The sequence below is a fragment of the Pedobacter gandavensis genome (genome assembly GCF_032678465.1).
Lineage (GTDB): Bacteria > Bacteroidota > Bacteroidia > Sphingobacteriales > Sphingobacteriaceae > Pedobacter > Pedobacter gandavensis_B.
In genome coordinates, this window is sequence record NZ_JAVTSK010000003.1 from 159,198 (window position 1) to 174,319 (window position 15,122).

The following is a 15,122-nucleotide window of genomic DNA, read 5'->3' on the forward strand; positions in this document are numbered from 1 at the left end:
TTTTGAAAAGGTATGGCTAACATATAACTGGATCATAAGTGATGTTTTTAACAAACAGCTTAAGCGCTAATATGTTTTTTAAAAATGATACAGGAGTTGACATCTCCAAAACCGAAACTGGCTTTGGCTAGGATTTGAACAGGATGGGAGCGCTGTATCCGGGGGATACTGGAGGCGGAAATTATTGAAGTTATCTCTGGATTCAGGTCTTCGCAATTGATATTTGGAGCAATAAAACCCTGTTGCATCTGGAGTAAGGCAGCAACACATTCTACACTGCCGGCGGCACTAAGGCAGTGGCCAACCATTGATTTTAGGGAATTGATATAAGGGAAGTCATCGCCGCTTCTTTGTAAGGCTGCCGCCCAATTTTGAATTTCCAGACTATCTTTTGAAGTGGCAGTAAGGTGGCCGTTAATGAGGTCAATTTCGCTGGCATGAATACCCGCATGCTGAACCGCATTACGGATACAGCGTTGTACGGCCATCGCATTTGGCGCAGTCATGCTGCCGCTTCCCCTTTGTCCACCAGAATTTAGCTCGCCACCCAGGATTTCTGCATAAATCCGGGCACCTCTGGCCAATGCACTTTCTAAAGATTCCAATACAAATGCGCCTGCACCGGCACCTGGTACAAATCCACTGGCACTCGCACTCATCGGTCTGGATCCAGACTCAGGAGAGTCATTGTGTTTAAAGGTACAGACTTTCATGGCGTCAAATCCGGCCCATATATATGGCCCACTATCGCTCGTACTGCCTGCCAGGATTCTTGTCGCCAGTCCGGATTTTATCCGCTCATAGGCCATTAGTATGCTTTCTGTGCCCGTTGTGCAGGCCGAAGAATTACTGCTGACCTGATTACCCAATCCTAATTTCCCGCCAATATAAGCACTGATGCCACTGGCCATGGTTTGGGAAACCACATTGCTGCCCAACCTGCGGGTTTGTAAATCGTCTATTTTGTAAATCGCCTCCCTGAATTTATCTACCCCGGAAGTCCCGGTTCCAAAAATGGTTCCGCTGTCCCAATCGGGTTCTTCGGATGAGGCGATCTGAAGTCCGGCGTCTCTCCAGGCATCCATTGCTGCAATCACACCGTACATGATGCCGGAGCTGTTGAAGTTTCTCAACTCTATTTCAGAGAAATAATTGGCAATAAATTCATCCGAAAGCAGGGGAGTTCCTGCAATCTGACAGGAGAACTCCAGTTGAGCTAATAACGGATGATGGGTGATGCCGGAACGACCAGTTCGAATAGCTTCCAGGAAAGGAGCTAAACCAACTCCATTCGGTGCGACCACACCCATACCCGTTATGACTACTCTGTTAGGCATTCATTTTGTTGGTTACCATTCCTGAAATCGTTCCTTTACAAACTACTTCTCCGGCTTCATTGGTCATTTGAACATTACAATGAAGCTTTTTGAAACGGAAATATACTTTTTCAGTATTTACAGTTACTTTTTCTCCAGGGAAAACCGGTTTCATAAAATCAATGGCAGTGGAGGTCAGCATCACATGTCCTGGAAGACCGGAAGTAGCGGTGGCAGTCAGGTAAATACCAAGACAAACCAAGCCGATCTGTGCCATTGTTTCTGTTAAAATTACACCTGGAGTTACCGGATGATCCTTGAAATGCCCTTTGTAAAAATCAAGATCTTTATCATAAGTATAGGTTCCGACAGAACCGTTCTCGTCGATCGACAATAACTCATCAACAAATAAAAACGGTTTGCTATAAGGTAAGTGGGTTAGGATTTCTTCTTTATTCATGTTTATTTCAATTATCTGGTAAAGTTACCACTTTAATAATATTCTCTGTGCAGAAAAACCGGGTCCAAAGCTAAGCATGAGTCCCAGTGATCCTTTTGCCGGTTTCTTATCCAGAAACCTTTCCAGCACATATAAAACTGTTGCGCTCGACATATTTCCGTATTGCCGAAGTATTTCTTTGGTATCCAGGATGTTTTTTCCGGAATGTTCAAATAAAGCTTCTACCACCTGGATGATTTTTTTACCACCTGGATGAAAGATTAAATGATCAATATCTTCCAATGATACCTCATGTTTCTTTAGAAAAGGCTGGATAATAGCTGGAAAATGATTGGCTATATGTTCAGGCACTTCTGCATCCAGGACCATTTTTAAGCCGGTATTACTCAAATGAAAACCCATTAATTCCTCGGAATTATAGAAATGATACATTTCTTCTCCAATGATTTCTGGCCCTTCCTCATTTTCATCAGCCGACAATAAGACACAGGCTGCACCATCTCCAAAAATGGCGGCACTCACCATATTGGCCATAGAGAAATCATCAAGTTGCAGGGTAGAAGTTGGTGATTCTACGGCAACTACAGCTGCCCGTTTCCCTGGATTTGATTTTAGGAAATTCTTAGCGTAGATGATGCCGGAGATACCAGCTGCACAACCCATTTCTGTAACGGGAAGGCGGACTATATCCTGACGTAGGTTTAAAGCGTTGATCAGATAGGCATCTAAAGAGGGGATCATGATTCCCGTACAGCTTACTGTGATGATATAATCCAGATCCCTGGCATTCCAGTTTGCTTTTTCTAAGGCAGCCTGCAGACAAGCTTTGCCCAATTTGATCCCCTCAGTAATGTAAATGTTATTTCGTTCCTCAAAAGATGCAGTTCCAAAAACTGCTTCAGGAGACATAATCGAATACCTTTGGTCGACCATCGCGTTTTCAAAGATTTTCTTCACCTTTTTCCGAAAACGATCATCTTGTTCTGATAGCCATAGGTCTAAGAATGGAAGGATTTCTTCTGTTGATCTGGAAAATTCTGGAAGTGATTTTGCTACAGCTATTATTTTTACGCTCATATTGTTGGTATAATCCATTGGTACCGAAAAGCCCATTTCCATCTTATAGATGTATTACTTAGTTTCAATTGATGGGCGTATTGTTCCAGGTCTTTTCTTTTAAAACCTCTTAATATAGAAATCAGACCATCCTCTTTTGACATTTCATTTAACCTGAATACAAAGCACAAAGCCCTAAACAGATAATAAGGGATGATGCTCCGTTGTAAATCGTTGATCACCAGTCCTAGTTTAGCTTTCTCCTTAAGCCTGGAGAGGAGCTGGATGATCTCCTGATCTTTAAAATGATGTAAGGTGAGGGTGCATAAAATGATATCATAAGGCTCTGGAATTGCCCCTTCCTGAAAAACATCAAGACATTCATAACTGATGTTTTCATAATCAGCTGATAATTGAATCGCATGCTGCAGGCTGAAAGCATTCGCATCGATTCCCTTAAGTCTGAAATTTAATTGTTTTTTATGCGCATAATCGGCTAAAAACCGCAACATGTCTCCATTTCCGCAACCCACATCCAATATGCTGATTTCGCGTTTTCGCGTAAACTGATTTTCTTTCGTTATTGCCGTATCCAGTAATATTTTCAGGCCTTCGAGGCTGACTTTATTACCACCCAATAAGCGATTAATCTGCGCTATTTTATCGAGCGCCTCTATTAATACTTCCCCTTCCATGGAGAAGTTGTCCATGATTTCCGGTAATTCGCTTCTGTACCTGGTATCTACCATTGATTAGTTAATTACAATGGGTTTTCCATGAGTTTGTTTAATCATCATTGATAATAAAAAAGGATATTTTATTAATATACGCATGAATTTGTTTCTCAGTTGTTTTTTTCTCAGAATTCCTGCCATAATTTTTCCTGCAGACATACGTTTTAGGAAATTTTGGTTCCATACTTTTCGGTATTTCCGTTCCAGCTCAATACGTGAAGGAGAGTCCTGTGTTAAATAATCGATCACACATGAGGCACAAAGCTTGGCGCTATGCATAGCGATGGCCATTCCGTTGCCACAAAATGGATGAATCAATCCTGCAGTATCACCAATCATCAGCAGGTGATTTTCAACCAGTGATTTCTTTTCAAAGGAGATTTGACCAATCGTTACCGGCTGATCAAATAATGGTTTGAACTGCTCAAATACTTGTCTTAAATGAGGGTTCTGGTAAAGGACTTTCATGCGATGTTCCGGAATACTTTTGTACTTTTTAAAGGAAGTATAATCTACCAGGTAACAAATGTTGATTTGATTGTTTTCAACTTTTGAGACCCCACAATAGCCACCTTCAAAATTATGAATCGCGACCAATTCATCAGGAAAGGATCCTTCATAATGAGCTTTTACCGCAAGCCAGGGTGATTTCTTTTGTATAAAGCTACGGGACAATTTTTGATCCAGGGCATCTCTTTTTCCATATGCGCCAATTACAATATTTGCTTTTATCAACTGCTGACTGGCCAGTTTAACTTCAAATAGGTTTTGATCTTCCCGAAAATCAAGCGCTATAACGGTATCCTGGATCATCTGACAGCCTTTGTCTTTTGCTTGTTGAAAAAGAAAGTGATCTAATGAAAATCTGCTGATTCCCATACCTCCCAGGGGTAGTGGAACCTCTAGCAATTGGCCATCCTCAGTAGAGAAATTAAATCGATGAATGGCCACCGGAGATAGGACACTCAAATCTACATCCAGCCATTCCAGATAAGGGATAACCTCATTTGATAAGTATTCTCCACAAACTTTATGATGGGGATAGGTATTCTTTTCTACCAGGGTAACCGGAAAGCCTGATTTCAAAAAATGGAGCGCAGCTGTTAATCCTGATAACCCAGCGCCTATAATGAGTATTTCTACCTGAGTTTTCATATTGTAGATCCCTTGCTGCTAATAACAAGGGTATTTATGATTTGTTTTTCGCGTGTTTTATGATTTTCCTCCTATTGATTTAAGAATTTCACCCCTTGCTGCTCCTGTCGATTCCTACATTGGAACACCAAATATTAATTTCGTGAACCGATACTTTAACTTTTCTGAAAAGTATCTGATGGTATTGGAAAATATTCCAGATACCAATCGACTGCTGTAATATTTGAGTACTCAGAAATACGGAACAGCTAAACCAAAACCAAATATAATATGATGAAAAGAATCACACTTCTTATCGCTTTCCTGCAATTTTGTTGCATGATAGTGTTTGCACAATCTGTACCGGTCAATGGTACGGTTAAGGATAAATCCAACAACCCAATCCCCGGGGTTTCCGTAAAAGTAAAAAGTTCGGGCCTGGCTACCTCCACAAACACCGATGGTAAATTTTCAATAGCCGCAAAAACTGGTGATGTACTGATCTTGACAAGTATAGGCTTCATTACACAGCATTACACCATTACCTCAGGCACTGTAAATATTACACTTGCAGAAGACAACAATGATCTGGATGAAGTAGTTGTGGTGGGTTATGGAACTCAGAAGAAAAAGGACCTGACTGGCGCCGTTGCTTCTATTACTGCAAAAAGCCTGGAAAATGTACCCATTACACGAGTGGATCAAATGATTCAAGGCCGTGCAAGTGGTGTTCAGGTAACGCAAACTCAGGCGCAACCAGGGGGGACAGTGAGTCTGAGGATCCGTGGTACCAATTCCATTAATTCCAGTAATGAACCTTTATTTGTAATCGATGGTTTTCCAGGAGCGGGAAACCTGAGTTCTATAAATCCTAATGATATCCTATCCATTGATATCCTGAAAGATGCCTCTTCCATTGCTATTTATGGAAGTAGAGGAGCAAATGGGGTGGTGATCGTGACCACCAAAAAGGGTGCTGCGGGACAGTCGGCCATCAATTTCGAAGCCTACCATGGAATTCAAAAAGTAAGAAATCCTTACAAAATGATGGATGCGACCCAATATGCAAATTATCTGAATGATGCGCAAAGGCTCAGCAATATAGAGAGCCCGGCTTCTGCAAAAGCATTGCCGTATACCGATGCCCAACTGGCCAGCCTGGGTAAGGGAACAGACTGGCAGGATGAGATTTTCAGGACTGCCCCGATCAGCAATTACCAGTTGAATTTTATCGGCGGAACAGCGGAAACAAAATATAACCTGAGTATGAACTATTTCGATCAGCAGGGAATCATCATCAACTCCGGATATAAAAGAGCTTCAGTGAGGTTTAACCTGGATAAAAAAGTAGGAGAGAAATTAAATTTCGGCTTTAGCTCTCAGCTTACCGGCGGATTCGATAAACGTGCTTTGGTGAATACCAGTGGCGGTTCAAATGGTGGTGTTTTATTGGAAGCTTTGCGGATTAACCCGGCAGTACCTGTCTATACAAATGGAGAGTATACCGTTCAAAATGGCCCTACAGGTTATGTTTTTGCCTTAGGAAATCCAGTTGCCTATGCGAATAAAACGACAAATAAATATAAAAACCTGCGTGGTTTACTTAATTTCTTTGGAGAATATGAAATCATAAAAGGTTTAAAGTGGAAATCCACTTTTGGGACAGATTTCAACCTGCAAAACAGGGATTTTTATGTGCCTTCAGACCTGTTTGTGGGTAGCAATACACTTGGAACAGCAAGAAAAGAATATGGGGATAACTTCAGTTGGGTAAATGAAAATACGCTGACTTTCGACAAACAGATCAACAAAAACAATGCGGTCAATGTAATCGGAGGTTTCAGTATGCAAGAGTTTAATAATTCGGATTTCTTCGCAGCCAGTAATAATTTTTTCACCAATGTATTGGGTGCCGATAATATAGGGATTGGTGCAAACGTGCTGGTTCCGGGTTCCGGGAAACTGAAAAATAACCTGGCTTCCTTCTTTGGTCGTGTCAACTACCGCCTGATGGACAAATACCTGGTTACTTTTACGATGCGTGCAGATGGTTCCTCAAAATTTGGAGCAAATAACAAATGGGGCTATTTTCCATCGGGAGCAATTGCATGGCGTGTGATTGAAGAAGATTTTATGAAATCGCTGCCTTTTGTATCTGACCTGAAATTGAGAACCAGTTATGGGGTTTCAGGAAATCAGGAAATCGATCCATATCAATCCATCGCACGTTACAGTGTAAATGGGGCAACTCTAGGTGGAAATCGAGTGGTTGGCGTATCTCCGAATAACATTCCGAATCCTAATCTTGCCTGGGAATCTACCGCTTCATTTGATTTGGGAATTGATCTTGCTTTATTCAAGAACCGAATCTCTATCACTGCGGATTACTACAGCAAAAAAACTAAAGACCTGCTGTTAAATGTATCTATTCCAAGAACTGCAGGTTATGGTAGTATTTTACTGAATGCAGGAGGCGTATCCAATAAAGGATTTGAGCTGGCGATTAACACAGAAAACTTTATTGGAGAAAAATTCCAATGGAGCACAAATCTTAATTTCTCCATGAACAGAAACAAGGTAACCGACCTTGCTGGTGAAAAGGAACGTTTCGTTGGAGATGCGAGTAGTGCGTTGTTTCCTTCCGGAACAGGAGGGACTAGTGTATTGAGAGTAGGGGAATCTATTGGTTCCTTCTTTGGGTACCGCTTTTTAGGCATCTGGCAAACTCAGGCCGAAATTGATGCCAGTGGGATTAAAGGTGTGTTGCCTGGAGATCCGAGATATGCCGACCTGACTGGAGATAAAGTAATTGATGCTAAAGACCGGGAGATCATTGGGCATGCACAACCAGACTTTATATATGGAATCACCAATAATTTCAGTTATGGAAGATTAAATCTGAATATTTTCATTCAAGGTGTACAGGGTACTGAAGTCCTGAACCTCAATAGGTATGAAATGGAATCCGGTGATTTTACGACCAATAAACTGGCCTCTGTTGTCGACCGCTGGACTGGTCCGAATACCAGCAATACCATCCCTAAGGCCAATAGCACCTTGAGAAGAAGGACTGGTGTAACCAGTGATGTGGTAGAAAATGGTAGTTTTTTAAGGTTGAAAACTGTATCTCTTGCTTACAATATGCCAATCGGTAAAGCACTAGGAAAAACCATTAAATCCGCCAGCATTTTTATGACGGGTACCAATTTGCTGACCATTACTAAATATAGCGGTTATGATCCGGAGGTCAACTCATTTGGACTCAATAACGGACTAAGTTTAAATACTGATTATAACGCTTATCCAACCACCAGAACCTATACTGCCGGAATCAGGTTGGGCTTTTAATTGATCACCTATTAAGAAAAGATAATGAAAAAGATAAATATACTAATCGCTGCTATAGTGTTATTGAATGTTTCGTCCTGTAAGAAGTTTCTTGAGGAAGATGCCTACGATTTTATTTCCCAGAATAAATTCTACAAAACGGAAGGAGACGCAAATGCCGCTTTGAATGGAGTCATCAGCGTGATGCAAGCACAACAATATTATGGTCGTACGGTATGGGTGGTCAATGACCTGACCGGTGATCAGATGAAAGTGGGATTACCACAAACCAATCGCCCGGAATTGTACAATCAAACCTATACTTCTACCAATGGAGAGATCAGCAACTGGTGGAACAATTCTTATGTATTGATTAACCGTGCAAATGATGTAATACAAAATGTGGAGGGGGGACCAATCACGCCTGCGGTAAGGGATCACATTGTTGGAAATGCTAAATTTTTGCGTGCCCTTGCTTATTTCGACCTGGTTAGGAGTTTCGGTGATGTGCCTTTATTGATCAAGGCAACAGAAGGATCTGATGATCTTAAACCTGCCAGAACGCCAATTAAAGCAGTTTATGAGCAGATTATTACTGATCTGATGTTTGCAGAAGCAAATTGTCTGAAAGAAGATAAGGTCCCTGCAGCGAGTAAAGGACGTGTTTCCAGTGGAGCTGCAAGCGCTTTATTAGCCAAAGTATTCCTCACCAGAGCATCAAGTTCAGCTGCTGTGGCTACAGATTATCAGGATGCACTGACTGCCTGTAATAAAGTCATCGCGATGAGTCCTGGCATATATACTTTACTTCCTTTCGCTGATGTCTTTAATCCCGATAAGAAAGCTGGCAATAAAGAAGAAATATTTGTCGTACAGTTTGGTCTGGCGCCAAGTACAGGGACGATTACTCCAAGAATGCACCTGCCTAAATCTGTATTTCCTAATGATGGGAATGAGGCATTCTATGTAGAAAATGCATTTGCCTTGTCTTATTCGAATACGGATAATAGAAAAGCAGCGACGATTGGTGTCGTACCCGGAACGGCTAATTTTTACTACCTGAAATTTACTGATCCTGCCCGACAAGGGAACAGTGCCAGAAATAACTGGGTTATTCTTCGTTACGCGGATGTCTTGCTGATGCAATCAGAAGCGATGAATCAGCTGAATAGCGCTGATCCAAATAAATTTAATGGCATTAATGCAGTTAGAAACAGAGCTGGATTATTACCCTTGAGTTTGGTGACCACGCCTACGAAAGAAGATTTTGTGACTGCTTTAGTAGAGGAAAGAGGCTGGGAGTTTGCAGCTGAAGGACAAAGAAGATACGATTTGCTGAGATTAGGTAGAATGAAAGAACAACAGTTGAAAATTCATAAAATTACCCTGGATGATAAATATCTGTTGATGCCTGTTCCTGAAACGGAACGGACATTAAATGAAAATCTATCACAAAATCCTGGTTTTTAACAGAAATTAATTCAGGGCTATCGTAGGGGATTAAACCTGTAATCTTAAAATAAAAAACCGACGTTTTCTAAAAGAAATGTCGGTTTTTTTAGGTGATGTAGCGTCGTCAAAAAATTAACGGATGATGGTAACAAAGCCTTTGTATATTTCCCATGTGTTATTTGGCATTTTAACTTTCAATAAGTAGAAATAAGTTCCTTCATTAAGTTGCGAACCATCCCAGTCATTCTTATATGGTTTTTTCTCCATGACAGCAGATCCCCATCTATTGAAAATACTCAGTTCATTTTCTGGGTATTTTTCTAATGCCGGGATGTTGAAGGTGTCATTTTTCCCGTCTCCATTTGGAGTAAATACATTTGGAATGATGATATCTGATACCGTTTTATGATTTGTAGAAGTGTTATTGATCGGATTAGGGTCAGTTTCAGTAGCTGAAACTGTAGCTGTATTTTCGAGTAGTCCTGGTCTTGAAGGTTTAACCTTTATTCTTAGGGTCGCTGATTCTCCATTCTCCAGTTTTTTAATCTCCCAAAGTACAGTTCTACTGCCTGCAGCGTAATCTGCCAGACCCAAACTTGGATGTAGTAATTGGTCTAAAACCATATTTTCCGGAAGGATGTCCTGAACTTTAACATTATTTGCTACTCCGGCTCCGTTGTTTTTTACCAGCAGTAAGTATTCAAAAGTATCATTGACTGTGATGGATTTGTTTTCTGCACTTTTGGTGATCATTAAGTCTGCACTTAGTCCCAATACAGCACCGGCAGTGAGTACAATTGGGTCTGAAATATGGGAAGCGCAGCCATTCGTATTATAGGAGATCACCGTATATATCCCTGGAAGAAAGGCGGCATATTCAATATTTGTGGCGTCAGGTATGATTACACCGTCTTTCAACCATTGATAAGTCACTGCGTTAACAGAAACGGCCCTTAGCTTTAAGGAGGAGCCCGCAGGAATCACTGCGGTAGTCTGGCCATTAGATTGCGCAAAGCATGCCGTTGCACTGAGCAACAACATACCTGATACGAAACCTGTTTTTCTGTTAAACATCAATGATGATATTATGGTGCGATTATAATTGTTGGTGTGCCTGGTTTAGGAGTTACAGTAATTGTTGAAGATGCCGCAGATTCAGCAGTACAACCTGTTCCATTATCTCCCCTCAGTGTACCTGAAGAAACTTTATATTTAACCGCAGCTTTAAAAACATATGCCCCCGATCCGGCAGTGCTATTTAATGTGAAAGAATTCACATTTACCGGAGTAGTGATTGCAGCAATTGAACCAACTGTAGTCACATCTGCAACAGCAACAGCACCAGATCCAGCATCTTTTGTAGCGGTCCAGGTGAACTCATAGCCTACATCAGAAAGTACGGGTGCAAGTGCAGTAGCTGTTGCAGTAATTGTAGAAGAATTCAGTGTTGCATTCGAATTCTCCGCACAAAAACTCGTATTGGTAGGTGCTCCAAGTGCTACCCCTGGCGCTGGTAGAGAATAGACATTAAAGGCTGGCGATACATCTCCCGCACAAGAATTTGCACTGGCAGTAACGACATGAACTTTATAATAATGAGCTCCAACAGCTAGTCCTGTAACCGTAAATGGTGGCGCGACCGCATTCGTGACTACTGTAACTGTCGTCGCAGAACCTGTGGGTGCACCTGCTGAGGTGAATTCCTGCCAGATCAGTTGATCATTGGCTTTTAGCGTTCCGGTTACTGTAGGATCCGGAATCAATCCAGCGGTTCCGGTACCACATAAATATAAGTCAAAGGAATCGGCAAGTGCATTGAAAGGTAATGCGAATAAGCTGAATGCAATTGCAATGAGTTTAAGGTTTTTGAGGTTCGTTTTCATAATTTTTTAGTTTAAGAGTTTTATGTAGGTTAATTTAGAGTGACATGTGGTGTGGGTGGTTTTGGGTGTACGACAATCAAAACACTACTGTCGCTGAAACAACCATCTTTAGTATACCGCAGGTAATAGGTGGTATTGCCAAGTGACGGGGAAACTGTAGTGGAGCTCAAGGCCGCTCCTCCGATGCTTGAAGACCATACATAGCTTCCGCCAGTTGTTCCGTTTACATCAGCTGGATTCAGGCTGCTCAGATCAATGGATTGCCCCAGACATATTTCACGTTGACTGATTGCAGGAATGGAAGGTTGGGTATGAACAATTACGCTTGCAGTTTGAGTAGCCACACAGCCATTTCCGTTAGTAACAGTATAAGTAATCACAGCGGTTCCGGCTGATACACCAGTCAGCAGCCCGGAAGAAGGGTCGATGCTGGCTACCCCAGGACTTGCACTTGTCCATACACCGCCAGGAGTTGTACTGGATAGTGAGGTGGTTGCTCCAATACAGGCAGATAAGGTTCCGGTAATGGCATTCACTATTGGTAGTGCATTGATGGTGACAGTTGTAGTTTGAGCAGCTACACAGCCATTTCCGTTCGTAACAGTATAAGTAATCAGAGCTGTTCCGGCCGATACACCAGTTACCAAGCCAGAAGAAGGGTCTATGCTGGCTACCCCAGGAGTTCCGCTCGTCCATACACCACCCGTTGTAGTGCTGGATAATGTGGTTGTTTTTCCGATACAGGCAGATAAGGTTCCGGTAATGGCATTCACTACTGGTAGCGCATTAATCGTGACAGTTGCAGTTTGTGTAGCCACACAGCCATTTCCATTAGTAACAGTATACGTAATCAGAGTTGTTCCGGCTGATACACCAGTCACCAAGCCAGAAGAAGGGTCGATGCTGGCTACCGCAGGAGTTCCGCTCGTCCATACACCACCTGTTGTTGTGCTGGATAATGTGGTTGTTTTTCCAATGCAGGCAGATAGGGTTCCGGTAATGGCATTCACTACCGGTAGTGCATTAATAGTGACCGTTGCAGTTTGTATAGCTACACAGCCATTTGCATTAGTTACGGTATACGTAATCAGAGCAGTTCCGGCTGATACACCAGTCAGCAGCCCGGAAGTAGGGTCGATGCTGGCTACTCCAGGAGTTCCGCTCGTCCATACACCACCTGTTGTTGTGCTGGATAATGTGGTTGTTTTTCCTATACAGGCAGATAAGGTTCCGGTAATGGCATTCACTACCGGTAGTGCATTAATAGTGACCGTTGCAGTTTGAGTAGCCACACAGCCATTTGCATTGGTTACGGTATAAGTAATCAAAGAGGTTCCGGCTGATACACCAGTCACCAAGCCAGAAGTAGGGTTGATGCTGGCAACCCCAGGAGTTCCGCTCGTCCATACACCACCTGGTGTGGTGCTGGATAATGTGGTTGTTTTTCCTATACAGGCAGATAAGGTTCCGGTAATGGCATTCACTACCGGTAGTGCATTAATAGTGACCGTTGCAGTTTGTGTAGCTACACAGCCATTTGCATTGGTAACGGTATAAGTAATCAAAGAGGTTCCAGCAGATACACCAGTCAGCAGCCCGGAAGTAGGGTTGATACTGGCAACTCCAGGAGTTCCGCTCGTCCATACACCACCTGTTGTGGTGCTGGATAATGTGGTTGTTTTTCCTATACAGGCGGATAAGGTTCCGGTAATGGCATTCACTACTGGTAAAGCGTTAACAGTGATGGTATGTGGAACCGTGGTTGAACAACCTGTCGTAGCATTGGTAACCGTGTAATTTATGGTGGTGCTTCCTGCACTAACGCCGGTCACTAATCCAGCAGCATTAACTGTAGCAATCGCGGGGCTTACCGAAGACCAGACTCCTCCAGAGCTTGTATTACTTAGACCTGTAGATGAGTTGACACATACCGCGGCGGCGCCGGTTGTGGCGGCTACCACAGGTTTTCCGGTTAAAGAATATGCAAAGTAAACCCTGAAGTTACTAAGTGCACCGAGTAGTGCAGAAGATAATGTCAATCTTACCCTATCAAAACTTGCAGTTGGTTTTATTCTGATTTCTCCCTGGTTATCAGTTCCCAGTAATGTTAAAATGCTACTGTTTACGACTACCGCATCTGGATTTGCTGTGTTACCATTATAACTTTGTACCGTAACACCGCCTAATAGATTAGCAGTAAGTAATGTTGCTCCACTACCAATTCTTATAATGATTTCATCACAACCTACATTTGGATTGACAGAGGGAAAGATCAGCGTTTGATAAACAGTTACCCCCCCTAAACCTACGGTAACCACAAAATTGGAGTAATCGGTTAAACTACTGGAATTAATGGGGAAGGTCGGATTCGTCACTCCACATATAACACATAATCCTGTTTTTCCATTTTCCTCACTGTTCGCATAGGTTTGGGTTTGCCCTTTCACCGCAGTCCCGCATACCACCATTAACGTTATAGTTAACAATGAAAGAAAAAAATATCTGCCTATGTTTTTTAAACTGAACGGCGTCATCTTCGAGAGGTTACGGCTATTTTATTACCCTCAGGGCTAATAAAACAGCATTTTTATATGCTACCTCAAACTTAATAGAGAATGGGTGTTTAATAGCTGTTCATCTTGTTCATTTATATTTATAAAGGATCATCATATATTCCTAATTGAAGTAGAAATACTTTGTTTTACCTTAATTGTGTAATTAATAGCTATGAATGTTTCTTTGTGTGAAAATATAGAGACTTTGTTTGTCTGGCCTATTGGCTGGCGGGCTAAAACACCTGATTTTTGGAACAGTTCTATATCATAAAATCAAGACACATATTGATGTTTTATGGGGAGGTATATCCTCAAATGACCACAAATCATGAGCTTGAAAAGCCTGTAAATCAGAAAAGCCGGTTGTCATAAAAAGACAACCGGCTTTTCCGATAAGAAAATAAAAATCTTAATGATCTAACAATGCTGCGGCAGCATCATCTAAGAACCAGGTTACGCTTCCGTCTACTGGCTGAATCAACTGAGTAGGATATAATTTAGGGTTTTTCTTTTGATCTTCGATCACATGTTTCACCGCATTGGCTTTATTTTCACCAAATACTAAGAACGCAATGTTCTTTGCTTTATTGATTAAAGGAGCAGTGAAACTAATGCGGTATGTCGATAGTTTCTCTACAAATACAGAATCAACTTCTACCTCTTTACTGTTCAGAATAGTCGTACCTGGGAATAGTGAAGCCGTATGTGCATCATCTCCCATACCTAATAAAATTAAGTCAAAGCAAAGGTCTGCACCATCAAAATGGGCGTTGATTGCTTTCGTATATTCTATTGCAGCTTTTTCAGGAGCAAGGGTAGTATCCACATAAAAAATCTGGTTTGCAGGGATTTCCAACAGATCCAGCATGGCTCTTTTTGCCATTAAGCCATTATAGCTTTCATGATCAGGCATTACATTTCGTTCATCGCCGAAGAAGAAATATACTTTAGTCCAGTCGATTTTATCTTTATAGGTTGTAGCCAGTGAATGGTACAATTCTTTTGGAGAGTTACCCCCGGTCAACACAAAATTGAAATAGCCTTGTTCTTCGATCGCTTTATTAGCGATTGCAACAATATAATCTACTAAATCCTGTTGTAATTCTTCCTGGGTTTTATAAATCAATAAGTTCATTGGTACTTGTTTTATTAGCTAAAAGGCTAATCCTAAATCGGTGTAGACCGTATCAGGATTAGCCTCTTGA

General features: G+C 41.8%; 11 protein-coding genes. 2 read left to right on the forward strand and 9 right to left on the reverse strand.

The window, feature by feature from the left end:
* Positions 1-59: 59 nt before the first annotated feature.
* Genes R2Q94_RS06875 through R2Q94_RS06895 form a run of 5 tightly spaced genes read right to left on the reverse strand, consistent with a single transcriptional unit; the run spans position 60 to position 4,721 of the window.
* Positions 60-1,337 (reverse strand): beta-ketoacyl-[acyl-carrier-protein] synthase family protein, encoded by a 1,278-nt coding sequence (locus tag R2Q94_RS06875; protein ID WP_316820709.1) that lies wholly within the window; start codon positions 1,335-1,337, stop codon positions 60-62.
* Entirely contained in the window at positions 1,330-1,776 is a 447-nt protein-coding gene (locus R2Q94_RS06880) for a 3-hydroxyacyl-ACP dehydratase FabZ family protein (RefSeq protein WP_316820710.1), read from the reverse strand. Before R2Q94_RS06880 ends, R2Q94_RS06875 begins: the two co-directional genes overlap by 8 nt.
* Positions 1,777-1,800: 24 nt before the next feature.
* Positions 1,801-2,853, reverse strand: a complete 1,053-nt coding sequence (locus R2Q94_RS06885) for a type III polyketide synthase (RefSeq protein ID WP_316820711.1) — start codon at positions 2,851-2,853, stop codon at positions 1,801-1,803.
* Positions 2,850-3,581, reverse strand: a complete 732-nt coding sequence (locus R2Q94_RS06890) for a methyltransferase domain-containing protein (RefSeq protein WP_316820712.1) — start codon at positions 3,579-3,581, stop codon at positions 2,850-2,852. The genes R2Q94_RS06885 and R2Q94_RS06890 overlap by 4 nt, the downstream gene beginning before the upstream one ends.
* A 3-nt stretch (positions 3,582-3,584) precedes the next feature.
* Entirely contained in the window at positions 3,585-4,721 is a 1,137-nt protein-coding gene (locus tag R2Q94_RS06895) for an NAD(P)/FAD-dependent oxidoreductase (RefSeq protein ID WP_316820713.1), read from the reverse strand.
* A 270-nt stretch (positions 4,722-4,991) separates the two neighbouring features.
* Here R2Q94_RS06895 and R2Q94_RS06900 point away from each other — a divergent pair, with 270 nt between their 5' ends.
* Together R2Q94_RS06900 and R2Q94_RS06905 are read left to right on the forward strand one after the other, a co-directional pair.
* A complete protein-coding gene (locus tag R2Q94_RS06900) occupies positions 4,992-8,048 on the forward strand; it encodes a TonB-dependent receptor (RefSeq protein ID WP_316820714.1) in 3,057 nt (1,018 codons plus the stop codon).
* A 24-nt stretch (positions 8,049-8,072) separates the two neighbouring features.
* Positions 8,073-9,497, forward strand: coding sequence for a RagB/SusD family nutrient uptake outer membrane protein (locus R2Q94_RS06905; protein WP_316820715.1), 1,425 nt, complete (start codon positions 8,073-8,075; stop codon positions 9,495-9,497).
* Positions 9,498-9,611: 114 nt separating this feature from the next.
* Here R2Q94_RS06905 and R2Q94_RS06910 read toward each other — a convergent pair whose 3' ends face one another.
* The 4 genes from R2Q94_RS06910 to pgl all read right to left on the reverse strand — a co-directional run bounded on the left by R2Q94_RS06910 (position 9,612) and on the right by pgl (position 15,052).
* Positions 9,612-10,553 (reverse strand): gliding motility-associated C-terminal domain-containing protein, encoded by a 942-nt coding sequence (locus tag R2Q94_RS06910; RefSeq protein WP_316820716.1) that lies wholly within the window; start codon positions 10,551-10,553, stop codon positions 9,612-9,614.
* 11 nt (positions 10,554-10,564) lie between these two features.
* On the reverse strand, positions 10,565-11,362 hold the full coding sequence (locus R2Q94_RS06915) for a hypothetical protein (protein ID WP_316820717.1): 798 nt from the start codon (positions 11,360-11,362) through the stop codon (positions 10,565-10,567).
* A gap of 29 nt (positions 11,363-11,391) precedes the next feature.
* Positions 11,392-13,830, reverse strand: a complete 2,439-nt coding sequence (locus R2Q94_RS06920; RefSeq protein WP_316820718.1) for a beta strand repeat-containing protein — start codon at positions 13,828-13,830, stop codon at positions 11,392-11,394.
* A 496-nt stretch (positions 13,831-14,326) separates the two neighbouring features.
* Positions 14,327-15,052, reverse strand: coding sequence for a 6-phosphogluconolactonase (gene pgl, locus R2Q94_RS06925; RefSeq protein WP_316820719.1), 726 nt, complete (start codon positions 15,050-15,052; stop codon positions 14,327-14,329).
* Positions 15,053-15,122 lie beyond the last annotated feature (70 nt).